A 24,849-nucleotide genomic window follows, 5' to 3' on the forward strand; every position below is an offset into this window, starting at 1 on the left:
ACAAAAAAATTGAATACTAACGAATAATAATTTACTAATGAAAATGGAAAATAAAAAAAACGAGATGTTTTTATACATAGGAAGCTTTTTTGTTATGGCAGCTAGTCTTTCCATAGGTGTATTAATTTTGATGGTTTTTTAATTTATATCGGTATCAGGGTATGCGGTTTTTTGAATTAAAAAAACGGCTGCAACAAGATATTACGAATTGATAAATTAAAAGAATTGTACTGAGTTTTATAATTCTACGCAAATACCCCACTAAATATATTTAGTGGGGTATTTGCATTTATATAAATGACAGTTTTTTTTAAAAACATTAGGTAGCATAAACCTGTCAAAATCCTATATTTGTACTGCTATAAAGAATAGCAATAGTTGAGAATATATTTAATTATGATTATGGAAATGTCATCAAACAAAAATAAGACTATGCGATTTTTTTTAAGTTGTTTCCTTTTAATTCCCTTTTTTAATGCTTTTTCGCAAGAAGAAAGTGTGCCGTTAGCGGAAAAAGCACCAACTAAGATTGATTCTTTATATAGAGAAGATCAGTTTTATTTTGGCTTTACATACAACACTTTACAACAAAAGCCTGCTGGGTTATCTCAAAAAAAATTCTCAACAGGACTTTCTTTGGGGTTTCTTAGGGATATGCCTATAAATAAAGACAGAACCGTTGCAATTGCATCTGGATTGGGTTTTTCATACAATAATTACAATCAAAATGTAGCAATTTCAGGAACGAATCAATTGCCGGTTTATGACATAATCGATTCTAAAGCAACATATAGTAAAAATAAATTCACCCAGCTATTAATAGACCTACCTGTTGAGTTTCGATGGAGAACCTCTACATATGAGAGCCATAAGTTTTGGAGAATTTATGGAGGAGTTAAGTTTAGTTATTTAATTTATGACAAATCTGTTTTTAGTGATGGTGATGGAAAAACGACCATTACAGGAAATAAAGATTTTAATAAATTTTTATATGGATTGTATGTGTCTTCGGGCTACAATACAATAAATGTTTATGCTTATTATGGTTTAAACTCAATTTTCAAAAAAACGGCTCAAATTAATGGGGAGCAACTAGGTATTAAATCACTTAATATTGGAGTTATTTTTTACATTCTATAGCCATAAGTACATTAGCAATACTTGAGGAAGTGCACCTATTAAAAAGCCAATAATTAATTCTTTAACGGTATGTGCGTTCATTTCTAATCGGGATGAAGCTATAAAACCGTTCATCAGAATTAAAAATAGTATCGAAAAAATATTTTGTGTTTGAAAGTGTAAATTTAAACCCAATACAAAAAATGTCAAAGCACTTATTCCAATCATATGCAGGCTTACTTTCATTTTAGCAAATAAAAGAAGCAACGCTATTAGAGTACTTAATAAAGCCCCCAAAAAGAAAAAATGCAATTCTGGATAACGTTCGATTGTGATGTTGGTGCGAACCAAAAAAATGATTAAAAAACATTGAAGTACTAATGGAATTTTACGTTCAGAGAGAAGCGGCGCCATTGCCGAACTGATTTTCCCTGTTGAGCGCAACCCCCAGAAGAACAAAATCGGAAGGAACACGGTGATTATTACAACTTGTAGTAAAACTAAATATTTTTCTTTATTTAAAAAGTAAGAATTATTTGAAAAAAGATAGAACAAGGTGGCGTAAACAGGAATAAAAATCGGGTGCAAGATATAAGAAAATAGGGGAAGGATTTTTTTCAAGACTTCTATATTTGGTTAGCGTAGCAAAGATAAGAAATCTAGTAAAATAGGAAATCAAATCTACTCTAGAATTGATAATGATTTTAATTTAAGAGGAATTTGAATGAAATTGTTGTAAAGTGAATACTAGCATTATAAAAAGAAGTCTTATTTTTGAGGGAGATTAACCAATCCGTAAAAACATACGTTTAAAACGTTAGCTATAAATGAGTATATTAATAAAAAACATAATACCAATTCTTGAAGCCAAATGGTTTGGCACTGATTCGGATGCTGCAGTGGATACGGTTTCTATTGATAGTCGATCCTTGCAAAATAGTTCACAAACTTTGTTTTTTGCGTTAATAGGGCCTAATAATGATGCACATTTGTATATTAAAGAGTTGATTGCTATTGGTGTTCATAATTTTGTTGTGAATTATATTCCTGAGGGTTGTGAGAGTAAAGCTAATTTTTTGGTTGTCAAAAATACTTTGGATGCTTTGCAACAATTTGCGTCTTATTACCGCAATTTATTTCATTTTCCAGTTATTGGTTTAACAGGCAGTAATGGAAAAACAATTGTAAAAGAATGGCTCAATTTTTTATTAAGTCCCGATTTTAATATTATTCGGAGTCCTAAAAGTTATAACTCACAGGTGGGTGTGCCTTTGTCTGTAATTGCTATTAATGAAAAACATAATTTAGGGGTTTTTGAAGCAGGGATTTCCACTGTGGATGAAATGGGAAAACTTGAAAAGGTAATTCGACCTACAATAGGAATTTTGACAAATATTGGTTCTTCGCATGATGAAGGGTTTCAAAATTTAGAGGAAAAAATAAAGGAAAAACTAACACTCTTTAAAAGGGCTGAAGTTGTTATTTATCAAAAGAATAGTTTAGTTGATAACTATATTCTACCAACATCAAAAAAGTTCAATTGGAGTTTTGAAAATGAAGATGTAGATGTTTTTGTATTTAAAAAAGAAATAAAAAGCGAAAGCATAATATTGTATTATAAGTACAAAGGGAATCAGTTTACATTAGAAATTCCTTTTCTAGATAGCGCATCCATTGAGAATGCTGTGTGCTGTTTAATGACCCTGTTATATTTCAATTATGACAACGAAACAATTCAGGCAAGAATGTTATTACTTTATCCTGTAGAAATGCGGTTGAAAGTAAAAAACGGAATCAACAATTGTAGTATTATTGATGATAGTTACAGTTCGGATTTTCAATCTTTAAAAATAGCATTGGATTTCTTGGAGAGTCAAAAACAATTCCAAAAGAAAACGATAATTCTATCGGATATTTTTCAAAGTGGGTTGGCCAATGAGGAGTTATATTCCCGAGTTGCCACCTTAATTGTTTCCAATAATATCAATCGAATTATTGGAATTGGAGAAACTATATCAGCATTTAAAGATAAATTTGCCAATTGCATTACGTATAAAAATACAGCTGAATTTATTGCTGATTTTGAAAATCTTGAATTTGCAAATGAAACGATTTTGATCAAAGGAGCACGTTCTTTTCAATTTGAAGAAATCGTTCAATTATTAGAAGAGAAAACGCACGAAACAGTTTTAGAAATTAACCTAAATGCCATTAGTTACAATCTCAATTTCTTTAAGTCCAAGCTGAAACCCAAAGTGAAAATCATGGTTATGGTAAAAGCTTTTGGTTATGGAAATGGAGGTCTTGAAATTGCTAAACTGTTAGAACATCATAAAGTGGATTACCTGGGTGTGGCTTTCGCTGATGAAGGTATCTCATTGAAAAACGGAGGAATTCATTTGCCTATTATGGTTTTAAATCCTGAGAATACGAGTTTTTCAGCTATTATACAGCATCAGTTGGAGCCCGAGATTTATTGTCTAAAAGGGTTGCATGCATTTCTAAAAATTGCTAATCAAAAAAAATTAAAACAGTTTCCTATTCATATTAAATTAGATACAGGAATGCATCGTTTAGGGTTTGAAGAAGACACAATTGCCGAAATGATCGCTACTCTAAAAGGGAATAATACGGTTGTAATAAAAAGTATTTTATCGCATCTTGCTACAAGTGATGACCCGATGCATCGAGATTTTGCACTTTCGCAAATTAGTTTGTTTGATAGATTGTCATCTAAAATAATAGGAGAATTAGCAATCAATCCCATTCGACATATTTTGAATACTTCGGGAATAAGTAATTTTCCCGATTCTCAATTTAATATGGTGCGCTTAGGAATAGGACTTTACGGTGTTTCTAATGATCCATCGGAACAAAAGTATTTGGAAAATGTGGGAACATTAAAGTCGGTTATTTCACAAATTAGAACTATTTCTGTAGGAGAAAGTGTAGGGTATGGACGGAAATTCATGGCAACTAAAACTACTAAAGTCGCAACAATCCCTATTGGTTATGCTGATGGTATTTCAAGAGCTTGGGGAAATGAATTAGGATATGTTACCATAAAGGAACATACAGCTATGATTTTAGGAAGTGTTTGTATGGATATGTTAATGGTAGATGTAACGAATATTGAATGTACTGAAGGAGATTCTGTTGTTATTTTTGGAGAAAATCCTACGGTATCTTATATAGCAAAAATGCTTCATACCATTCCTTATGAAATTCTTACAAGTATATCCCAAAGGGTAAAACGCGTTTTTTATCGCTGATATAGTGTAATTTTAACACGAAATTTCAATTCATGTTAATTATTTATTAATTTAGCACTAAATAAGTCTAATTTTTAAAAAAAAAGGTATGGGATTTTTCAGTGATTTTAAGGCATCTTTAATGAAAGGTGATGTGTTAAGTTTAGCAACTGCTGTAGTTATCGGTGGTGCATTTGGTAAAATTGTAGGTTCTGCGGTTGATGATGTTATTATGCCAATCGTGGGTTTAATAACAGGTGGAATTGATTTTACTACTAAATTCATAACATTAGATGGAAATAGTTATGCTGATTTAGCTGCTGCAAAAACAGCAGGGGCTGCTGTAATAACGTATGGTAATTTAGTACAAGCAACAATTAATTTTGTTATTATTGCTTTGTTTGTTTTTGTCATTTTAAGAGCTGCTGAGAAAGCTAAAAAGAAGGAAGAAGTTGTAGTTGCTGCACCTGCGGGACCAACTCAAGAAGAGTTGCTTACTCAAATCAGAGATTTGCTAAAAAAATAATACCGCTACACTTTATATTCTAACTAAACCGCTTCTTAATTGAGGCGGTTTTTCTTTTTTTTAGCTTTAAATGAAGTAGTTCCTTCCTAAGGAAACTATAAAAACATACAAAATGTTTTATTTGTAACATTTTGTTATTTTTTGTGAACACTCTTGTTTTGATTTGAATATTACTTACTTTTGTACTTCAAAATTAATGTTCAATAATAAAAATATAAGATGAGAATAGCAGTTGTAGGCGCTACTGGAATGGTGGGCGAAGTAATGTTAAAAGTTTTGGCTGAAAGAAATTTCCCGGTTACTGAATTAATTCCTGTTGCTTCTGAAAGATCAGTTGGGAAAGAAATTGAATACAAAGGAAAAAAATATAAAGTAGTTGGAATGCAAACTGCCGTAGACATGAAAGCTGATATTGCTTTGTTTTCTGCAGGTGGAGATACATCTTTAGAGTGGGCTCCAAAATTTGCTGCGGCCGGAACAACAGTTATTGATAATTCATCTGCTTGGAGAATGGATCCTTCTAAGAAATTAATTGTTCCTGAAATCAACGCTTCATCTTTAACAAAAGAAGATAAAATTATAGCAAACCCAAACTGTTCGACTATTCAAATGGTTTTGGTTTTAGCACCATTACATAGAAAATACAACATCAAGCGTGTAATTGTTTCTACGTATCAGTCTATCACTGGAACTGGAGTTAAGGCAGTACAACAATTAGAAAATGAATATGCAGGTGTGCAAGGGGAGATGGCTTACAAATATCCAATTCATAGAAATGCTATTCCTCAATGTGATTCATTCGAAGAAAATGGATATACTAAAGAAGAGATGAAATTGGTTCGTGAGACTCAAAAAATTCTTGATGATAAAACCATTGCGGTTACAGCAACTGCTGTTCGTGTGCCTATTGTAGGTGGTCACAGTGAAGCGGTAAATGTGGAATTCTCTAATGATTTTGTGGTTTCGGATATTCAAAACATTTTGCACCATACTGATGGAGTAGTGGTTCAAGATAACAATGATACATACACGTACCCAATGCCAATGTACGCACAGGGTAAAGATGAAGTTTTTGTAGGTAGAATACGTCGTGATGAAAGTCAAGCTAATACATTAAACATGTGGATTGTTGCTGATAATTTACGTAAAGGTGCTGCTACAAATACAATACAAATTGCTGAATATCTTATTGCTGCCAAATTGGTGTAATACGTAATAATCTATTATTTTAAACCATCTAAGTTAATAATTCTTTATGTTTTGTTAATTTAGATGGTTTTCTTTTTTTTGTTTTCCTACATTTGTACCGTATGAAAAAGAAAAAACTCTTACTAAGTCTTTCTTTAGCGTTGATAGTGTTGTTTTCGATACTCTTTCAATCGCTTCATACCTACGAACATTTTGTAAAGCAATTTTCGCAAACAGAATGCCATCACAAATACAATGTTACCCATACCGAAATAACACACCAACATCATAATTTTGATGATTGTAAAGTATGTCATTTTACATTTGGTTCCTATGTTTCTCCGCTACAGTTTTATTACACACTACACTCTAATTACCAGTCGCTTCCTTATTTTTTTGAAAATGGTGAGACTGTTATTTCCTTTTCAGGAAGCTTATACTCCCATCGTGGTCCCCCAACTTTAATTGTTTAAACTGCTCTGTTATTTAAACTAAAAGATAATTTTAAATCATTAAGCTCTAAATTGAGTGATTCAATTCGTGATAAACGATTTCAATCCTTAGTTTTTAGACTATTTGGGTTTTTATGAATTGCCTTTGTTTTAAATCGCATTATAATTTCAAATACAATTAAAAACAATCTCACGCATGGAGTGCTGTTACTTTGGCACCCATGAGAATACAATCATTTTCAATGAAAAAAATTATAATTACGCTATTGTTAGGGTTTTCGGCTCTGCTACAAGCGCAAAATACAGTATCAGGTACCGTTTTAAATTTGGCAAATCAGCCTATAAAAGGAGTTTCTGTTTCTGCTCCAGAATTGCATAAAGGAACCACAACAGATGCAAATGGAAAATACAGTTTAACAAACCTTCCTAATGGGGATTTAAAACTGGACTTTACCTTCGTCGGTTTCACTACTCAAAATAAAACCATTCAAAAAGTACAAAAAGAGAATACACTAGATGTCATCTTAGAAGAAAGTATTTTTCAAATGGATGAGGTAATTGTTTCTACTGCTTTCAATAAATTGCAGTCGCAAAACGTGATGAAAGTAGAGCATGAGAGTATGAAGTCATTGCAACAAAAAGGAACGTCTACCTTGATCGAAGGATTAGCTACGATACCAGGAGTTTCGCAAGTTTCAACAGGAACATCTATCGGGAAACCGGTGATTCGTGGTTTGAGTGGCAATCGTGTTTTAGTATATTCTCAAGGAGTCCGTATGGAAAATCAACAATTTGGAGACGAACATGGTTTAGGATTAAACGACGCGGGAGTAGAAAGTGTTGAGGTGATAAAAGGGCCTGCTTCCTTATTATATGGTTCGGATGCGCTAGGAGGTGTTTTGTATTTCAACCCAGAGAAATTTGCCGACGCTAATACGTTCAAAGCTAATTTTAGCCAAAAATTATTTTCTAATACTTTAGGAAGTAATTCATCTCTTGGATTAAAAACATCCACAGACAACTGGAAATTTCTAGCTCGTGGGAGTTACAATACGCATTCAGATTACCGTATTTCTGGTGGTGATCGAGTGACAAATACGCGTTACAATGAAACCGATTTCAAAACAGGAATTGGATATAGTAATGCAAAGTTTTCTAGTGTGTTGCGTTACAACTTCAATAAACTGGATTTGGGAATTCCTGAAGATGGAATAGCAGCTCAATCTTCGAGCAAAAAGACGGGTTTTCCTAGACAAGGAGTTTTTAATAATTTACTGAGTTTAAACTCTATTTTCTACTTCAAAGATTCAAAACTGGATGTCGATTTAGGATACATCGCAAATGATCGTTCAGAGTTTGTAGATAGTAATGTGGCCGGTTTACATATGAAACTGAAAACCTTTAATTACGATGCAAAATACCATTTGCCTAAAATGGGCAAACTAGAATCAATTGTGGGAATTCAAGGAATGCATCAAACGAATACCAATTTCGGAAATGAATATTTAATTCCTGATGCTACAACGAATGATTTTGGTGTTTTTGGTACCGCTAATTATGAATGGGGGAACAATAGTGCAGTTCAAGCAGGTTTGCGATTTGATAACAGACAAATTTCAAGTGTCGAACACGGAACTGTTGGTCAAGAGGGGTATTTCAAAGCGGTTGATAAATCATTTGACAGCTTTAATGCTTCGTTAGGATATAAAACAAACTTAGCCGATGATTTTACTTTAAGATTAAATCTAGCTTCTGGATTTAGAGCGCCTAACTTGGCTGAACTTACTTCAAATGGGATTCATGAAGGAACCAATCGTTACGAAATAGGAAATAGCGATTTAAAAACGGAACAAAACGTACAAACGGATTTGAACTTGGAATACAAGGCCGATCACTTTGAGTTTTTTGTCAACGGGTTTTACAACCACATCAACAATTATATTTATACTTCACCTACAGGAACCATGTTGTCAAACACGGACGTATTTAATTATATTCAAAATAATGCGAAACTGTATGGAGGAGAAATTGGGTTGCATTTTCACCCACATCCTTTAGATTGGTTGCATTACGAAACCAGTTTTGAAACCGTTACAGGAAAGAAACAAAACGGAGACTATTTACCGTTAATTCCTGCGAATAACTGGAGCAATACCCTGAAAGGAGAATTCAAAATCAAAGAGTGGCTTGAAGATGGATTTGCTACTTTTAATGTCAATACCACTTTAAATCAAAGTAATGTAAGCGGTTTTGAAACTAAGTCCAATGGGTATACATCAATAAACTTAGGCCTTGGTGGAACAGTGAAATTAGGAAAAACGGTTTTTGATGTCAATTTAAATGCAAATAACCTTTTAGACAAAAGATACATTGCTCATTTATCAAGATTAAAAAATGATGGTGTTCCTAATATAGGAAGAAACATCGTGCTTGGGGTGAACTTCGGCTTGTAGTTTTTACAGTCTAAAGCTTTTTAAACATATAGGTCATTTAAGCTTTTTAAACCATTAAGGGATTAAGTTTCATTAAGTATTTATAACCATTTAAGGCTTTTAAGGTCATATAAGTTATTAGCTTAATTTTCTTAATTTCTTAATGGTTTTTGTAAATCTGCTTGTAGTTTTTGTTTCACAAAGAGCCGCAGAATAACCGCAAAGTCTCGCTGAGGCTTTTTAACCTATAAGTCATATAAGTTTTTTAGTTGTTTGTTTCGCAAAGAATCACAAAGTAAACTCAAAGTCCCGCTGAGCTTCATTTTCTTAATTCCTTAATGGTTTAATAACAAAATCTTTGTGATTCTCTGTGAAACAATCTTCTCTCACAATCTAATAAGAAAAGCGTATCTGAGTTGTATGTTTAAGATAGCGATTGTTTGAAATACTTTTTACACAAAGCTTATATGGCCTTAGATACTTTATATGGTTTGTTTTTTATTGCTTTGCGACTCCAGTTAAAATACTTTTCAACACAATCAGCTAAAAAAAACTTATATGACTTATATGCTTTAAAAAAAACAAGCCCAAAACGGTCAAAAAACGTATCTGACTTATCTCTTTATATTTTGATTGTCTATTTTTGTTTTAACCAATTCCTTTTTTTAATGAAAAAACTACTCTTTATAATGGCAATACTTCCAACAATAACAACTTTTGGACAAAACAACAATCCAATCCAATACCCTAAAACTCCAAAGGGAACAGTTGTCGACCAGTATTTTGATACAGTTGTCAATGATCCGTATCGTTGGCTAGAAGACGACCGCTCTACGGAAACCGCAGCCTGGGTAAAAGCACAAAACGAAGTCACTTACGGCTACCTAAGCCAAATTCCTTTTCGAGAAGCACTAAAAAACCGAATGGAAAAACTATGGAATTATGAAAAAATAGGTGCGCCATCCATAGAAGGGAAATTTACCTATTATTCTAAAAATAACGGACTGCAAAACCAGTCGGTGGTGTATCGCAAAGACGCCTCGGGTATTGAAGAAGTTTTCCTAGATCCAAATACTTTTTCCAAAGATGGAACGACTTCTCTAGGCGGAATGGATTTTTCCAAAGACGGTTCTATAGTAGCCTATGCGATATCCGAAGGAGGAAGCGACTGGCGAAAAGTAATTATTATGGATGCTTTGTCCAAAAAAGTAATTGAAGACACCCTTGTCGATGTCAAATTTAGTGGCATTTCATGGCTTGGAAACAAAGGGTTTTATTACTCTAGTTACGAAAAACCAAAAGGAAGCGAACTCTCGGCCAAAACCGACCAACATAAACTCTATTTTCATAAACTAGGAACCGCTCAAAAAAAGGATAGAATCATCTTTGGTGAAGACCAAAAACGAAGATATGTAGGCGGTTATGTGACCGAAGACGATAATTTCTTAGTCATCACAGCGGCCAATTCGACTTATGGAAATGAATTGTACGTCAAAGATTTAAGAAAGGCTAATAGTCCTATTGTGACACTTGTTGATAATTTCAATAGTGATAATACCATTCTTGACAATCAAGGAAGTAAACTCTTTATCGTTACCGATTGGAAAGCACCCAATAAACGCGTGGTAGCGGTAGATATAAAAAATCCAACACAAGAAAACTGGAACGATTTTATCCCCGAGACTCAGGATGTTTTATTTCCATCAACAGGAGGCGGATGCATTTTTGCAAATTACATGAAAGATGCCGTATCAGTAGTGCAGCAGTACGATTACAATGGCAAAAAGATGCGTGAAATCCAGTTGCCGGGACTGGGAACAGCAGGAGGTTTTGGCGGAAAGATAAACGACAAAACACTCTATTATTCATTTACAAACTACACAACGCCAGGAACCATTTTCTCATTTGAACCCAAATCAGGAAAATCAGCGGTGTATGCCAAGCCAAAAGTAGATTTCAACAGCGACGATTACGAGTCAAAACAAGTATTTTATTCGTCGAAAGATGGAACCCAAATCCCCATGATTATCACTTACAAAAAAGGATTAAAACAAAACGGACAAAACCCAACCATGCTTTACGGTTACGGAGGATTCAATGTGAGTTTAACGCCTAGTTTTAGTATTGCCAATGCCGTTTGGATGGAAAACGGAGGTGTTTTTGCTGTTCCTAACTTGCGTGGAGGAGGAGAATACGGTAAAAAATGGCACGATGCCGGAACCAAAATGCATAAACAAAACGTCTTTGATGACTTCATCGCTGCAGCTGAATATCTAATTGACCAACAGTACACCTCTCCAAACTTTCTTGCCGTTCGTGGTGGGTCAAATGGAGGTTTGCTAGTAGGAGCCACCATGACCCAGCGTCCTGATTTGATGAAAGTCGCTTTGCCGGCCGTGGGCGTTATGGACATGTTGCGCTACCATACCTTTACGGCAGGAGCGGGCTGGGCTTACGATTACGGAACCGCGCAGGACAGCAAAGAAATGTTCGAATACATCAAAGGGTACTCACCAGTGCACAACGTAAAAGCAGGCACACACTATCCCGCGACGATGGTCACTACGGGCGATCATGATGACCGAGTGGTGCCAGCACACAGCTTTAAGTTTGCTGCCGAGTTGCAAGAAAAACAAGCGGGAAGCAACCCAACCTTAATTCGCATTGATGTCAAAGCGGGTCACGGCGCAGGAAAATCGGTGGCGGCAACCATTCAGGAAAACGTCGATATCCAAGCCTTTACCTTATACAACATGGGCATCACCCAATTGCAAAAAGAAGACAACTAAGATTTGCATTTCATTTATTTTTAGGAGCTTTTTCCTGCTGTCCGCTGTATTCCCGATAAATAAAAACTACGGCTTGAAAAAAGCCTTGTTTTTCTAAATCGGGAGATGCCGCTCCCATCAGGGCTAGGGACAAAGAGGAATTAACAACTTTATTTTCATAAAACGCTATTCGAAAGAGTAGCGTTTTTTTGTTACTAGTCATCAAGTTCTCTTTGTCATCTCGAAGCAAGAGAGATCACATAAAGAAAATAGAAAAGGATAATAAGATTGATTCTTTCCTTGCAATGGCGAGAAACGGAGTCGCTTTACGTTTTGACAAAAATAACTCTGACAAACTACAACCACCAAATCCCTGCCCGTTATTTAATTACTTGAACTACAATAGATAACAGTCTGTAAATAGGGCTTGTTTTAAACTTTTTTAGTATCTTTAATATCCTAATAATGAAAGTTTAGTTGCTATAATAAGGCAAATAACACACTGTATTTAAAAGACTTTTTACCACGATATTTAAAAGCCTCACTTATTTTTATTTTAAAAATGAAGCTATGAGAGTTGCTGTTACCCGAAAAAATGTAAAATTCACCCCAGATTCCAGTAGAGTGGTGGCTCGCTATTTTATGAATGGCGAGCAGCGAACCCGCGATATGGTAAGTCATATCATGGTGTTAGACGAAAAACAAGTCATTCATACACTGGAACACACACTGCGTGAGTTTGCTAGACGACACCGTAATATTTCACGTATATTCTTCAAGCATTGTGAAAACATTCGTGGCATCATTGAAGAAATGCAAATCAACTATGACGGCATTTCTGAGGAACGAAAAATGCTCATTGGTTCGTACTGCACTATGGAATACGCCATCGAATCGGCTGCTTTTTTCAATCCTTCCATGATGGAGGATTTCGATCAGTCTTTTCTGGGAAAACAGGAAAAGCGGGTTATTATTTCTTTTAGGGCCACAGGTGAAGGCCATATTTCTTCGGTCGTTTTTAGGAGAGGAATTCTCGATAAAAACAACGACCTCCAAATGATGAAGATAGGTGCTAATATCGATAAGGCCGAGATTGTACACAAATCCTTGTTTGACAAAAATAGATTTGTCAAGAAATTAGCCGAGATGAATACGCCCGATAAATACACGGCCATGATATTGCAAGACATGCCCGAGAAATTTGGATATGAAATCATAAAAAACGCCATCAATAAGGTACTAGATGATCCATCTATAAGCCAAGATCAGCGCAGCGCATTGGAAGAAATCATCTGGTTGGCAGATTCTTTTTATGACATACAATTCAAGCACGACTCTGATATCACGGAACGGGTTATATTTCCCATTTCAGACTCTGAAAGCCGGGGTATTGAAGATGCCCGTTTTGTACGATTCTTTGACGATGGCACATCCCACAAGATTTTTGGAACCTATACAGCCTACAATGGCCACGTGATTATGCCAAAACTCATTTCAACCGAAGACTTTTATTCCTTTCATATCATGCCTTTGTATGGAGAAGGGGCAAAAAATAAAAATCTGGCGATGTTCCCTAGAAAAATAAAAGGCAAGTACGCCATGCTTTCTAGAATCGATGGGGTCAATAATTACCTCATGTATTCAGACAGACCTACGGAATGGAATAATCCTTTGCTCATCCAGCAACCCCGATATCCTTGGGAATTCACACAAATAGGAAACTGTGGTTCTCCCATCTGGACCGCCGAAGGTTGGCTAATAATCACTCACGGAGTAGGCGCCATGAGACGCTATTGTCTGGGCGCTTCCTTGTTTGATCTTGACGATCCTTCAAAGGAAATTGGCCGACTGGCCGAGCCCTTACTTGCCCCACTAGAAGACGAGCGAGAAGGTTATGTGCCAAATGTGGTTTATTCCTGCGGTTCCATTATCCATAACAACAACCTCATATTGCCTTATGCCGTATCTGACTATTCCTCCACTTATGGAGTGGTTGACATGGTAGAATTACTCGATGCCCTAAAAAAGAGTAAATAATAAAACCAAGAAACCCCTTTTTTGTTTGGAACTATTTAGTGCCTTCCATCACAAGCCTTCACAAAAACAAAAATTAATCCGTAAACAACAATTCAGCAAGTTTTTCATCATGAGCATAGATGTCGTCATAAAAATGTACCAGCCCTTCCCGATCCACCCAAGCGGTAAAATAGCCTATGTAAACAGGGATTTTGGTCTTGAGGTTGTAGGTTTTTTCGACCCCTCGATTCATGGCTTCGTCAATTTTTTCTATAGGCCAGTTGGTATCTCCTTCGAGTACCATAATCGCCAAATCACGAGGTCGTGCCACACGAATGCATCCGTGACTAAAAGCCCTTGTGTCTTGTTCAAACAAACTTTTGGACGGCGTATCGTGCATATAAATAATATGTGAATTAGGGAATACAAACTTCACCTTCCCCAAGGCGTTTTGCTCTCCGGGTCGCTGCCTTACGCGGTTGCCAACCCATTCCATATCGTTTTTAGCGAGATAGTTGGAATTCTTGGCAATAGCGGGTAAAATCTCTTTTCTTAAAATACTAGGTGGCACGTTCCAATACGGACTAAAAATAATTTGACTCATCTGTCCACTAAAAACCGCGGTTTTATTCATGGACTTTCCCACCACTACTTTGGAGAGCAATGCAAGCTTGCCGTCCTTGAAAAAAGTAAGGGTAAAAGCAGGAATATTCACGATAATGTAGCGGTTGTTTTGAGTTAAGCTAGGGGAAATCCATCGGCAGCGCTCCATATTAATCATAATGGTTTTAATGCGTTCACTCACGGTAACATTCATTTCTTTGATGTGTTTGGGCAGTAGGACAGAGTCAGTGGTAAAAACATTGCGTTCTTTGTATTTCAAAATACCAGTTAGGAGCTCATTGTCAAACACGTTTTTTTGAGAATCTGTTTTTAAATCCCCACTTATAAAAAGCCGTTTCCTAATTTGGAGCACCACAGCCGAGGTGTCGCCTAGTTGCAATGATTTCATTTTTTTGGGAATTTCAATGGGATTCCATCCTCCTTTTTTTTCAATGTTTCGGTAGTTTTGGAGCGCTTCTTTTAATAAATAATATTGCCCTAAAACCCCTTTGTTTGGTTTGTTGATCAGTGCAGGATCTTGTAATAATGAATCCAAGCGGTTCACATAGGATTGTTTTTTTCGAGGCAAGTACCAACCCAGTTCCGTACTTTTCTGGATGTCCAATCCTTTGAATACATTGTCAGCATAAAAAAAATATAGTGTGGACAGTAAGAGCTCTACCTCTAAGTTTGATTTGTTCATTTTCTCTTCATCCTGAAAAATGTCGCGCAACTCTTGTTGATACGGAACCTTTATGCGCACCCCTTCTTGATCCAAGTTGTTGATTTTGTTATACAATAAATCAGCAAACTCGTTGATGCCTTTGCTGTCGTACCATAAATAGTGAAACTGGTGTTTACTATAGAGTTCCATCACCTCTGGCTTGAGGAAATTGAATTTGGAATATTTTTTAAAAAAAGGAGCAATCAGCGTACTATCAAATGGGGTAAGTGGAAAAGCAGGGATTCTTTGGTATTTGACAGCTAGGTTTAGTAACAACACTTTTTTAGTGGTGGCCTTTGACTCATTGGTCATACCCAACAAAAAAAAGAACCCAGCAAAAAAAAAGAATGAAATAGGGAAGCGTTTCATGTTGTTACTATTTGATAATCAGTTATAAAGATACAAAAAAGGGAGATGAATATAGGGTTCTGATTCCTTATTAACAGTAGGTGTTTTAGTCTAAATTAGAGTCAAATAGCAGTTCGGCTAGTTGATTGTCTTTGAAATAAATATCAAAATAAAAATTAATTTCTCCCGCTTCGTTTACCCAAGCAGTAAAATAGCCAATATGAATGGGAATTGGTTTTTTTAGAACACAGGTGGTTTCAACTCCACTATTCATGGCTTCATTTATTTTTTCTAACGGCCAGTCCGGATAATCTGCCAAAATCAAATAGGCTAATTCTTTGGCTTTTTGCATATTAATGCAACCGTGACTGAATCGAGGAAAATCATAATTAAAATTGAGTTTGTAAGGAGTGTCATGTAGATAGATGCTATAGGTATTAGGAAAAACAAACTTGACGACTCCCAATGCATTGTCAGGTCCTGGTCTTTGTCTGAGACTTTTTTTGTTCCATTCAAAATGGTGCCTGGTCATATAAGTTGAATCTTTTTCCATAGCAGGTTTTATCTCGTTGTCGAGAATGCTTTGGGGAACATTCCAATAGGGACTAAAAACCACACGGCTTATACTAGAACTGAAAAGTACCGTTTCCATTAGGTTGAAGCCCACGAAGACTTTAGAAACTAAAATATTTTGACCGTTTTTTTTATAGATTAAAGTAAACGACGGAATGTTTATAATAATAAATTCGTCCGCTTTTGCTAATTTGGGAGGAATCCATCGACAGCGTTCCATATTAACCATAATGGTTTTTATGTAGTGTTCGATGGGGAGGTTCATGCGGTTGAGGTGTTGGGAACCTATGGGATAATCGGGTTTGTAACCATTTCTTTTTTTGAAATTCAGTATTCCTGCCATCAGTTCGGCATCATAGATATTGCTTTTAGAATCGGTATTCAAATCTCCCATAACAAGCAATCGATGCCTGATTTGAGCAATAGTTTTTGAACTGTCGCCCGGCTGGAATTCTTTAACTCCAGATTCGGTTTCAATGGGTGTCCATTCGCTATTTTTTTCAATTTGGCGGTACTGCTTCAAGGCATCTCGCAGTTTGTAATATTGCCCAAAAAGTTGTTTTTCATTTTTATCTAACAATTGCGGACGGGTTAATAACGAATCCAGTAGCGTTTTATAGGAAACATTTTTTTGGGGTAAAAACCAGCCCGTTTCATGAATTTTTTGGCTGTCGATACCATGAAATACTTTTTTAGCATAATAGATATATAGTGTGGACAGTAGCAGCTCTTTTTCGGTCTTTGTAATTTCAATTGCTGATTCCGTATTAAAAATAGAATGAATTTTATCTTTGTAAGCCAAGTTGAACTTCAATCCCTCATTCTCAAGTTGGTTGACTTTCGAATATAATACATTCGCAAATTCAATAAGCTGCTTATCATCATACCAAATGGATTTGTAGTTTCGGTTTTTGTACAAAAGAATCACATCTGATCGGTATTTTTTTAAATTGGAATAGGTATTAAAAAAACGGTTGAGAGTAATCAAGTCAATAGTAACGAGGGAATTGTTGGTAGTAATTTCCTTAGAGTTAGAAATGCAATACAAAGCTTTGTCCGTGACATTTTTTGTTGTATCACGGTGAATTGCGGCATCAGCATAGTCCGATAATAAAACGATAAGGAACCAAAAAAAAGGTCTCATGGCAAAAACGTTTCTTAAAGTTAAGAAAAGTATTGGGAATTTGAAAGTGTATTAGGATGGAATTAACGGTAGGATTGTTTTTTGGTTTTTTATTCGAAAATCTTGCTTTCTTTTCATAATGTTTTATTAATTGCTTCGTTTTTTGAGGGAATTAACCTTAGTTTTGAAAGACAATCTTAAAATATTTAATACTATGAAAATACAGATTAACACAGACAAAAATGTAGAAGGACACGATAGACAAGAAGCTTATTTTTCTACTGAATTAGCAAAATCACTATCTCGTTTTGATGATAAAATTACACGTATAGAAGTTCATTTTACGGATGAAAATGGAGAAAAAGTGGGAACTCATGATAAAAAATGTCTTATAGAAGCACGTCCTGCAGGAATGCAACCTTTAGTAGTTTCAGATTATGCTGATGTTACTGAGAAAGCATTTCATGGTGCTCTAGACAAAATGAAAAAGATCCTAACTACTGCTTTTGAAAAACAAAAGGCACACTAAAAAAAATTAAGGGTTAAAATATATATTCAAAAAAAATGACACTTCCTTTTCAATAAGGAGTGTCATTTTTTTTTTTTTTTTTTTGACTCTAAAAAAGTAAAGGTTTTATTTTACAAATAACAAAGAAGCTAAGGCTTCGTCTCTTTTATACACATCGTCATAAAAGTGAACCGTATTGTCCTCATCTACCCAAGCGGTAAAATAACCAATGTAAACAGGAATTTTATTTTTTAGTGTGTACCAAGATTCTACTCCGCTGTTCATTGCCTCTTCAATTTTTGCAGCATCCCATTTTGTATCGTTTCTAAGAATCGTTTCGGCTAGTAAATTAGGGTTTTGTATGCGAATACATCCATGGCTAAAGGCTCTATCCTCACGATTAAACAAACTTTTTGAAGGCGTATCATGCAGGTAGATGTCATTAGAATTAGGGAATAAAAACTTGATGAGTCCCAATGAGTTTTTTGGACCTGGTTTTTGTCGGACACTATTGTTGTGCCATTCCATATTGTGTTCTGTAAGGTAGTTTTCGTTTTTCTCAATCCCAGGAAGGATTTCTTTATCAAGAATACTTTTGGGAACATTCCAGTACGGACTAAAGACGATGTATTTCATAGGTGCACTAAAAATGACCGTTTTATTCAGTGCTTTCCCTACAACAGCCTTTAATCGTAGCGCCGGTTTTCCATCAATAAAATAACTTAGTTGATAGGAAGGAATATTGATGGCAATAAATTCTTTGGCTTTAAAGATGTCATTCGAAATCCAACGGCAACGCTCCATATTGATAGTAAGGGTCTTTATGCGTTCTGCTACAGAAATATTCAGTTCTTTAATGTGTTTTTGTAAAATAATGGTGCTGGCAAAAGTGCCCATTCTTTTTTTATATTTTAAGACGGCTTTAGATAATTCTTTATCGTAAACAGCACTTTTAGAATCAGTTGTGATATCGCCAGAAATAAATAGACGCTGCCTTATTTGGGCGATGACTTTGGCGCTGTCGCCTACTTTATAAGAAGTAACGGTAGAATCTATTGAAATCGTTTTCCAGCCTCCCTTTTTTTCCATTTCGCGGTATTTTTTTAATACCTTTTTTAATAGAAAATATTGGGCAATTAGCCCTTTTTCATTCTTGTTGATTAATCCAGGATTGGTTAATAGGGAATCTAAATAATTGACATACGATTGTTTTTTTCGAGGTAGATGCCATTCCATTTCTGTAGATTTTGTGGCGTCGAGTCCATGGTAAACAGTGTTGGTGTAATAGAAATACAAGGCGGAGTTTAATAACTCGGTTTCTAAATTTGGCTTTTTCGAGTTCGTGGGATTGACGTAAATTAAATCTACTTCTTCTTTATATGGAACTGAATTTTCAATTCCTTCCTCTTCGAGAGTGTTGATTTTATTATGCAACAGATTACCAAATTCATTGACGCCACTTTTGTCATACCAAATATAATGGTACTGGTGTTTGCGATATAGTTGTAGTACTTCGGCTTGGTAGTCTTTCAGTTTAGGGTGTTTCTCAAAAAAAGTTTGTACTAATGTGCTGTCAAAAGGAGAGGCAAGGTCATCCGTAATAATAGCAATGGATTTGTATTCTTTTTTCTTGCAGGATAGGATTGTAAGGAAAAGAATAGAAACCATAAGGGCAAATGAAAAGAATAACTTTCTCATACTTGGGGACTTTCTTGATAATAGGATGCCGTAAAAATAAGTAAAATTGTATTCATTTGAAGTTGCTATTAGCGCATTAAGGACTAATATCCAAAAATTATATAAGAATGGTCACTTATGTCAGTTTTGATTAATAGCTATTATTTTTTCCACAGTTAAATTAGATATTCCTATTTTTGATAAAAATCAAATTTGTTATGAAAAATACAATGGTACTATTTTTAAGTTTTTTATTGTTTGCGTCTTTTACAACAAACAGTCCAAGTCAAAATAAAGAGAAAGACAAAATTAATTGGATGCTGAATTCATGGCATAAAGCTGCTGCTGATGCAAAATATGACTCTTATTTTAGTATGATGACTGCTGACGCCATTTTTATTGGCACAGATGCTACCGAGAATTGGAATAAAGCTGATTTTAAAGTGTGGGCAAAACCTTTTTTTGATTCAAGGAAGACGTGGAATTTTACGATGTTGGAACGCCATATTTATTTTGATGAAACGGGTAAAACAGCTTGGTTTGATGAATTACTGAATACACAAATGAGAATTTGCCGCGGTTCAGGTGTTTTAGTCAAAATAGGAACGGAATGGAAAATAAAACAGTATGTTTTGTCTATGACTATTCCAAATGATGATGTTGATGCTGTAATTAAAATAAAAGCACCTATTGAAGATGGATTAATTAAAAAGATATTGGAAAAAGGAAGTAAATAGACTCTTTTAAATTGGATGTGAATTTAATTTAAACATAATTCTCAAAAAAGGGCTCAAATTACGGTCGTAAAATCAAGTACTCGTATTGAACGGTACTATAAATTATTAATTTGACTTAAATCAATTCTTGCTCCCCTCTTTAGCTCCGTTTTTTTAATAAAATTCAATTTTTTTTTACCTTTGCCCCCTATTTTGAAAGGGTAAATTAAATTAAAATGAAAATTGAGAAACGCTGGGTTATTTCGTTTATAATTATAAGTATTGTTTGTATTTCTGGAGTTTTATGGCCAGCAGTAACCGAAAAGAATCCTGTTCTATTGCAATTTGGAACTATGGATCAAATTGTTCCAGCTGATGTTGCTTGGATGTTAACGTCCTGTTGTTTGGTTTTAATCATGACTCCTGGATTGTCTTTTTTTTATGGAGGAATGGTAGGAAAGAAGAATGTAATATCGACCATGTTGCAAAGTTTTATTTGTTTGGGAGTTGTTACGTTGTTATGGGTTGTTGTGGGATTTAGCTTGGCTTTTGGTGAACCTATGGGAATACATATAGGGACTGGTTTTTATAGTTTTGTAGGGAATCCTACTACTTTTGCCTTTATGGATTATGTGGGTATTTTACCTCATAAAGAAATAGCTACTACGGTCCCTTTTATGTTGTATGCTTTGTTTCAAATGAAGTTTGCAGTAATTGCACCTGCAATTATTACAGGTTCGTTTGCGGAGCGGGTTCGTTTTATCTCGTATCTACTTTTCATATGTTTGTTTACGCTGTTTATTTATGCTCCATTGTGTCATGCGGTTTGGTATCCTACTGGAATTTTGGGTTCGTTTTTTGGAGTTAAAGATTTTGCGGGAGGAACGGTTGTACATATGAGTGCAGGGTTTGCTGCACTAGCAGGAGTAATTGTTTTAGGTAAAAGAAACAATAGCAATCATGTACCTACCAATATTCCTTTTGTATTATTAGGAACGGGAATGCTGTGGTTTGGTTGGATTGGTTTTAATGCAGGTTCTTCCTTAGAAGCCAATGGAGTTGCAGCAATGGCTTTTGCAACGACTACCACAGCCTCTGCAGCAGCCATGCTAACTTGGATTTTCTTTGATCGAATTAATGGTAGAAAAGTTTCGGCATTGGGTGCTTGCATTGGTGCGGTCGTTGGTTTGGTTTCCATTACGCCAGCAGCTGGTTATGTATCAGTTCCAGAGAGTATGTTTTTTGGATTTATTGCAGCGATAGTTTCTAATTTTGTGGTGCATGCTAAATTTCTAAATAGAATTGATGATACCTTAGATGTATTTGCTTGTCATGGTGTTGGGGGAATTATGGGAATGATTCTTACTGCTATTTTTGCTCATGGTGAAGAGGCTAGTTTACTTCATGGCGGTTGGGGTGTTTTTGGGCATCACATGGTGGCTTTAGTACTGGTGTCAATTTTTACTTTTTTTGGTGCGTATATTTTATTCAAAATTACCAATAGAATTATTCCGATGCGTGTTTCTGAGGAATCAGAAATTATAGGTTTGGATTTATCGCAACATGACGAAACCTTGTTTCCAATTGAATGCACTGAATAACTGATTAATTTTTTGCAAATAGTAGTCTAAGAAGTCAAAAACGTATCGAAGAGTTTTATTAAGAAATCCGAGTTAGTCAAATTAAAAAATTTGCTATCATGTCCTTCGGTCTTATATATTTCCTTAATTTTGCGCAAATATTCAAAAAATCGTGGGAAGCAAAAATAAGTTAAAGAGATTCAAGGAAAACGAAACATTTACAAATGTTTTTCAACCAACAAGGGAAGAGGTAGTAGGAGATTTGTTTCCTTTAAAGGGGAACTGGAATACTGAATTCTTCAAGAATGACAATCCTTTAGTGCTGGAATTAGGTTGTGGTAAAGGAGAATATTCCGTTGGACTAGCAGAAAGATATCCAAATAAAAATTTCGTTGGAATTGATATTAAAGGAGCTCGTTTTTGGCGTGGTGCTAAAACGGCTGTAGAAACTGGGTTGCATAATGTGGCGTTCATTCGTACACAAATAGAACTAATCAATCATATTTTTGCCGAAAATGAAGTAGATGAAATTTGGATTACTTTTCCAGATCCACAAATAAAATACAAGAGAACAAAACACCGTATGACGAATTCGGAGTTTTTGCAATTGTATAAAAAAATACTTAAAAAAGACGGTGTTGTCAACTTGAAAACGGATAGTGAATTTATGCATGGATACACACTCGGTTTGCTACATGGAGAAGGGCACGAAGTATTGTATGCCAATCATAATGTGTATGTAAATGAGGGAAGTCCAGAGGAAGTTACTGCTTTTCAGACCTTTTACGAAAAACAATATTTGGAAGTTAACAAAGCAATTACGTATATTCGATTTAAAATTAAAGAATAATAATACGTTTTTTGCCGGAATAGGTAACCCATTTTGAATGTTTGACAACCAATAAATGAATTTTATTTTACCCTTATTTTTAGGATTTATTACAGCAGTTATAGGGATTATTCCGCCTGGATTAATCAATATGACGGCTGCCAAAGTGAATCTAAAAGAGGGAAGAAGAAATGCCTATTGGTTTGTTCTTGGGGCTATAATTATCATTTTTTTTCAAGCCTATCTAGCGATTCTATTTGCTACTATTATAAATATACGCCCAGATATTGTCATTTTGTTCCGAGAAATTGGGTTTGGTATATTTGGCGCTTTAACGGTTTATTTTTTATGGATAGCCAAAAAACCAAAAATCAAGAAAGCTAAAATTGACAAGAAAAGTAAAAAGAAACGTTTCTTTTTAGGGATGTTATTATCTGCTTTGAACTTTTTTCCCATTCCTTATTACGTTTTTATCAGTATTACATTGGCATCTTACGGTCTTTTTACCTTTGATACGCTTACTATTTTTACCTTTGTCAGTGGTGTAGTTTTGGGCTCTGCTTTTGTTTTTTACTGTTATATTCGTTTCTTTCAAAACATTGAAAATAAGGCGGATTATCTGTTAAAAAATATGAACACGATCATTGGTAGTATTACTGGTGTTATTTCTATCATTACCTTGTTTAATATTATACGATTTTATTTAGAAAAATAAAGAAAGAACCTAAAAGTACCTTTCTTATTACCCCATAAAGTCATGTCAAACGATAATTTTTTTGAACGTGTTTATGCTGTTGCTAGACTTATTCCTTATGGGAGAGTAACCTCTTATGGTGCTATCGCAAAAGCATTGGGCACAGCTCGTTCAGCAAGAATGGTGGGATGGGCCATGAATGCGTCGCACAATATAGAGGATGTACCTGCGCATAGAGTGGTGAATAGAAAAGGATTGCTTACCGGGAAATTCCATTTTGACGGTACTAATCTCATGCAGCAGTTGTTAGAAAGCGAAGGGATTCAAGTAATCGACAATCAAATCATCGAGTTCGAAAAACATTTTTGGGAGCCCGAGGTCCTAAAATAGTTAGGATTGTTTCATTTTTCTTTCGAGAAATGGTGTTTTTTAAATCCATAACTACAGTTAATCTGCGCATCAATAAATGCAATACAAAAACCTTTAGAATAAGAACTTAATCTGTTATCTTTGTAATCTGAAATCAGTTTAAATAAAGATAATATTCGGGTGCTAAAACGCCTTTGGAAAACAATAAACTAAAAATGAAATTAGACAGGAAAGATATTCTGAAAGCTTTAGAAACAATTACTATAGCTGGAGAAGGAAAAAACATGGTGGAAAGTGGAGCAATAGCAAATGTAATCACTTTTGGCGATGAGGTAGTAGTGGATTTAGTTTTACATACACCTGCAATGCATATAAAAAAACGTGCTGAAGACGACATCAAAAAAGCAATTCTTGAATTGGTATCTGCTGAAGCAAAAATAAAAATCAACAGTAAAGTAGAGGTTCCAGACAAACCTGAGATAAAAGGAAAAATGATTCCTGGAATAAAAAATATTATTGGAGTAGCTTCTGGTAAAGGGGGAGTAGGAAAATCTACTGTTACGGCAAATTTGGCTGTTTCTTTGGCCAAAATGGGGTTCTCTGTTGGTATCCTTGATGCTGATATTTACGGACCGTCTATGCCAATCATGTTTGATGTAGAAAACGAAAAACCAATTTCGGTTACCATTGACGGGAAATCAAAAATGAAACCAGTAGAAAGTTACGAAGTAAAAATACTTTCTATAGGATTTTTTACGGCACCAAGTCAAGCAGTAATCTGGAGAGGTCCTATGGCTTCAAAAGCATTAAACCAAATGATCTTTGATGCTGATTGGGGAGAATTGGATTTCATGTTAATCGATTTACCTCCAGGAACAGGAGATGTACACCTTTCTATTGTGCAATCATTGCCTATTACAGGAGTGGTGATCGTAAGTACACCACAAGCTGTAGCTTTGGCTGATGCTAAAAAAGGAGTTTCCATGTTCATGTCTGAAGCAATAAATGTCCCAGTATTGGGTATCGTGGAGAACATGGCGTATTTCACACCTGAAGAACTTCCTGAAAATAAATACTATATCTTTGGTAAAGAAGGAGCTAAAAACCTTGCTGCCGATTTAGAAGTGCCTTTCCTTGGAGAAGTGCCTATCGTACAATCGATTCGCGAAGCGGGTGATTACGGTCGTCCTGCTGCCATGCAAACAGGATCGTTAATTGAGTCTGTTTTTCAAGAAATAACACGTAATGTAGTTCAAGAAGTAGTGAGTAGAAATGAAAATTTACCAGCTACTGAAGCAGTTAAAATTACGACTATGGCAGGTTGTTCTGCAGTAAAAAAATAAAAAATTAGAC

At 35.1% G+C, this 24,849-nt stretch carries 19 protein-coding genes; 15 read left to right on the forward strand and 4 right to left on the reverse strand.

What is annotated here, in order from left to right; genetic code table 11:
• Positions 1 to 432: 432 nt before the first annotated feature.
• Positions 433 to 1,140 carry a porin family protein gene (locus AB3G33_RS05070; protein WP_367773091.1) on the forward strand — a complete coding sequence of 236 codons (708 nt, stop codon included), beginning with the start codon at positions 433 to 435 and terminating at the stop codon, positions 1,138 to 1,140.
• Here AB3G33_RS05070 and AB3G33_RS05075 read toward each other — a convergent pair.
• Positions 1,135 to 1,740 carry a hypothetical protein gene (locus tag AB3G33_RS05075; protein WP_367773093.1) on the reverse strand — a complete coding sequence of 202 codons (606 nt, stop codon included), beginning with the start codon at positions 1,738 to 1,740 and terminating at the stop codon, positions 1,135 to 1,137. The two genes, AB3G33_RS05070 and AB3G33_RS05075, sit on opposite strands and share 6 nt — an antisense overlap.
• Before the next feature lie 206 nt (positions 1,741 to 1,946).
• Between AB3G33_RS05075 and AB3G33_RS05080 the strand changes: the two genes are divergently transcribed.
• The 7 genes from AB3G33_RS05080 to AB3G33_RS05110 all read left to right on the forward strand — a co-directional run bounded on the left by AB3G33_RS05080 (position 1,947) and on the right by AB3G33_RS05110 (position 13,773).
• On the forward strand, positions 1,947 to 4,391 hold the full coding sequence (locus tag AB3G33_RS05080; RefSeq protein ID WP_367773095.1) for a bifunctional UDP-N-acetylmuramoyl-tripeptide:D-alanyl-D-alanine ligase/alanine racemase: 2,445 nt from the start codon (positions 1,947 to 1,949) through the stop codon (positions 4,389 to 4,391).
• An 88-nt stretch (positions 4,392 to 4,479) separates the two neighbouring features.
• Entirely contained in the window at positions 4,480 to 4,896 is a 417-nt protein-coding gene (gene mscL / locus AB3G33_RS05085) for a large conductance mechanosensitive channel protein MscL (protein WP_367773097.1), read from the forward strand.
• A 219-nt stretch (positions 4,897 to 5,115) separates the two neighbouring features.
• Entirely contained in the window at positions 5,116 to 6,105 is a 990-nt protein-coding gene (locus tag AB3G33_RS05090; RefSeq protein WP_367773099.1) for an aspartate-semialdehyde dehydrogenase, read from the forward strand.
• A 101-nt stretch (positions 6,106 to 6,206) separates the two neighbouring features.
• Positions 6,207 to 6,557, forward strand: a complete 351-nt coding sequence (locus AB3G33_RS05095; protein WP_367773101.1) for a hypothetical protein — start codon at positions 6,207 to 6,209, stop codon at positions 6,555 to 6,557.
• A 221-nt stretch (positions 6,558 to 6,778) separates the two neighbouring features.
• Positions 6,779 to 8,989, forward strand: a complete 2,211-nt coding sequence (locus tag AB3G33_RS05100) for a TonB-dependent receptor (RefSeq protein ID WP_367773102.1) — start codon at positions 6,779 to 6,781, stop codon at positions 8,987 to 8,989.
• 668 nt (positions 8,990 to 9,657) lie between these two features.
• Entirely contained in the window at positions 9,658 to 11,757 is a 2,100-nt protein-coding gene (locus tag AB3G33_RS05105) for a prolyl oligopeptidase family protein (RefSeq protein WP_367774096.1), read from the forward strand.
• Positions 11,758 to 12,306: 549 nt separating this feature from the next.
• Complete coding sequence (locus AB3G33_RS05110; RefSeq protein ID WP_367773104.1) at positions 12,307 to 13,773, forward strand: glycoside hydrolase family 130 protein; 1,467 nt, start codon at positions 12,307 to 12,309, stop codon at positions 13,771 to 13,773.
• A 73-nt stretch (positions 13,774 to 13,846) separates the two neighbouring features.
• Here AB3G33_RS05110 and AB3G33_RS05115 read toward each other — a convergent pair whose 3' ends face one another.
• On the reverse strand, positions 13,847 to 15,448 hold the full coding sequence (locus AB3G33_RS05115) for a murein L,D-transpeptidase (protein ID WP_367773107.1): 1,602 nt from the start codon (positions 15,446 to 15,448) through the stop codon (positions 13,847 to 13,849).
• 85 nt (positions 15,449 to 15,533) lie between these two features.
• Positions 15,534 to 17,144, reverse strand: a complete 1,611-nt coding sequence (locus AB3G33_RS05120) for a murein L,D-transpeptidase (RefSeq protein WP_367773109.1) — start codon at positions 17,142 to 17,144, stop codon at positions 15,534 to 15,536.
• Between the two features lie 193 nt (positions 17,145 to 17,337).
• Between AB3G33_RS05120 and AB3G33_RS05125 the strand changes: the two genes are divergently transcribed.
• Positions 17,338 to 17,652 (forward strand): HPF/RaiA family ribosome-associated protein, encoded by a 315-nt coding sequence (locus AB3G33_RS05125; protein ID WP_367773111.1) that lies wholly within the window; start codon positions 17,338 to 17,340, stop codon positions 17,650 to 17,652.
• A gap of 105 nt (positions 17,653 to 17,757) precedes the next feature.
• Here the strand turns inward: AB3G33_RS05125 and AB3G33_RS05130 are convergent, their stop codons facing one another.
• Positions 17,758 to 19,329 (reverse strand): murein L,D-transpeptidase, encoded by a 1,572-nt coding sequence (locus AB3G33_RS05130; RefSeq protein WP_367773114.1) that lies wholly within the window; start codon positions 19,327 to 19,329, stop codon positions 17,758 to 17,760.
• A gap of 197 nt (positions 19,330 to 19,526) precedes the next feature.
• Here AB3G33_RS05130 and AB3G33_RS05135 point away from each other — a divergent pair, with 197 nt between their 5' ends.
• From AB3G33_RS05135 to AB3G33_RS05160, 6 genes are all read left to right on the forward strand, one after another.
• Positions 19,527 to 20,045: a nuclear transport factor 2 family protein gene (locus AB3G33_RS05135; RefSeq protein WP_367756681.1), complete on the forward strand. Its 519-nt coding sequence runs from the start codon at positions 19,527 to 19,529 to the stop codon at positions 20,043 to 20,045.
• Between the two features lie 215 nt (positions 20,046 to 20,260).
• Positions 20,261 to 21,625, forward strand: coding sequence for an ammonium transporter (locus AB3G33_RS05140; protein WP_367773116.1), 1,365 nt, complete (start codon positions 20,261 to 20,263; stop codon positions 21,623 to 21,625).
• Positions 21,626 to 21,776: 151 nt separating this feature from the next.
• Positions 21,777 to 22,454, forward strand: coding sequence for a tRNA (guanosine(46)-N7)-methyltransferase TrmB (gene trmB, locus AB3G33_RS05145; RefSeq protein ID WP_367773118.1), 678 nt, complete (start codon positions 21,777 to 21,779; stop codon positions 22,452 to 22,454).
• A gap of 55 nt (positions 22,455 to 22,509) precedes the next feature.
• Complete coding sequence (locus AB3G33_RS05150) at positions 22,510 to 23,148, forward strand: LysE family transporter (RefSeq protein ID WP_367756687.1); 639 nt, start codon at positions 22,510 to 22,512, stop codon at positions 23,146 to 23,148.
• 42 nt (positions 23,149 to 23,190) lie between these two features.
• Complete coding sequence (locus AB3G33_RS05155; RefSeq protein WP_367773120.1) at positions 23,191 to 23,517, forward strand: MGMT family protein; 327 nt, start codon at positions 23,191 to 23,193, stop codon at positions 23,515 to 23,517.
• Between the two features lie 194 nt (positions 23,518 to 23,711).
• Positions 23,712 to 24,839, forward strand: coding sequence for a P-loop NTPase (locus tag AB3G33_RS05160; protein ID WP_367756691.1), 1,128 nt, complete (start codon positions 23,712 to 23,714; stop codon positions 24,837 to 24,839).
• Positions 24,840 to 24,849: the final 10 nt, after the last annotated feature.

The organism is Flavobacterium sp. WC2421 (assembly GCF_040822115.1).
Lineage (GTDB): Bacteria > Bacteroidota > Bacteroidia > Flavobacteriales > Flavobacteriaceae > Flavobacterium.

Excerpts from the sequence above, each read along its gene's own strand:
- AB3G33_RS05070 (WP_367773091.1), top strand. The coding sequence starts at position 433 with ATGCGATTTTTTTTAAGTTGTTTCCTTTTAATTCCCTTTTTTAATGCT.
- AB3G33_RS05080 (WP_367773095.1), top strand. The coding sequence starts at position 1,947 with ATGAGTATATTAATAAAAAACATAATACCAATTCTTGAAGCCAAATGG.
- mscL (WP_367773097.1), top strand. The coding sequence starts at position 4,480 with ATGGGATTTTTCAGTGATTTTAAGGCATCTTTAATGAAAGGTGATGTG.
- AB3G33_RS05090 (WP_367773099.1), top strand. The coding sequence starts at position 5,116 with ATGAGAATAGCAGTTGTAGGCGCTACTGGAATGGTGGGCGAAGTAATG.
- AB3G33_RS05095 (WP_367773101.1), top strand. The coding sequence starts at position 6,207 with ATGAAAAAGAAAAAACTCTTACTAAGTCTTTCTTTAGCGTTGATAGTG.
- AB3G33_RS05100 (WP_367773102.1), top strand. The coding sequence starts at position 6,779 with ATGAAAAAAATTATAATTACGCTATTGTTAGGGTTTTCGGCTCTGCTA.
- AB3G33_RS05105 (WP_367774096.1), top strand. The coding sequence starts at position 9,658 with ATGGCAATACTTCCAACAATAACAACTTTTGGACAAAACAACAATCCA.
- AB3G33_RS05110 (WP_367773104.1), top strand. The coding sequence starts at position 12,307 with ATGAGAGTTGCTGTTACCCGAAAAAATGTAAAATTCACCCCAGATTCC.
- AB3G33_RS05115 (WP_367773107.1), bottom strand. The coding sequence starts at position 15,448 with ATGAAACGCTTCCCTATTTCATTCTTTTTTTTTGCTGGGTTCTTTTTT.
- AB3G33_RS05120 (WP_367773109.1), bottom strand. The coding sequence starts at position 17,144 with ATGAGACCTTTTTTTTGGTTCCTTATCGTTTTATTATCGGACTATGCT.
- AB3G33_RS05125 (WP_367773111.1), top strand. The coding sequence starts at position 17,338 with ATGAAAATACAGATTAACACAGACAAAAATGTAGAAGGACACGATAGA.
- AB3G33_RS05130 (WP_367773114.1), bottom strand. The coding sequence starts at position 19,329 with ATGAGAAAGTTATTCTTTTCATTTGCCCTTATGGTTTCTATTCTTTTC.
- AB3G33_RS05135 (WP_367756681.1), top strand. The coding sequence starts at position 19,527 with ATGAAAAATACAATGGTACTATTTTTAAGTTTTTTATTGTTTGCGTCT.
- AB3G33_RS05140 (WP_367773116.1), top strand. The coding sequence starts at position 20,261 with ATGAAAATTGAGAAACGCTGGGTTATTTCGTTTATAATTATAAGTATT.
- AB3G33_RS05150 (WP_367756687.1), top strand. The coding sequence starts at position 22,510 with ATGAATTTTATTTTACCCTTATTTTTAGGATTTATTACAGCAGTTATA.
- AB3G33_RS05155 (WP_367773120.1), top strand. The coding sequence starts at position 23,191 with ATGTCAAACGATAATTTTTTTGAACGTGTTTATGCTGTTGCTAGACTT.
- AB3G33_RS05160 (WP_367756691.1), top strand. The coding sequence starts at position 23,712 with ATGAAATTAGACAGGAAAGATATTCTGAAAGCTTTAGAAACAATTACT.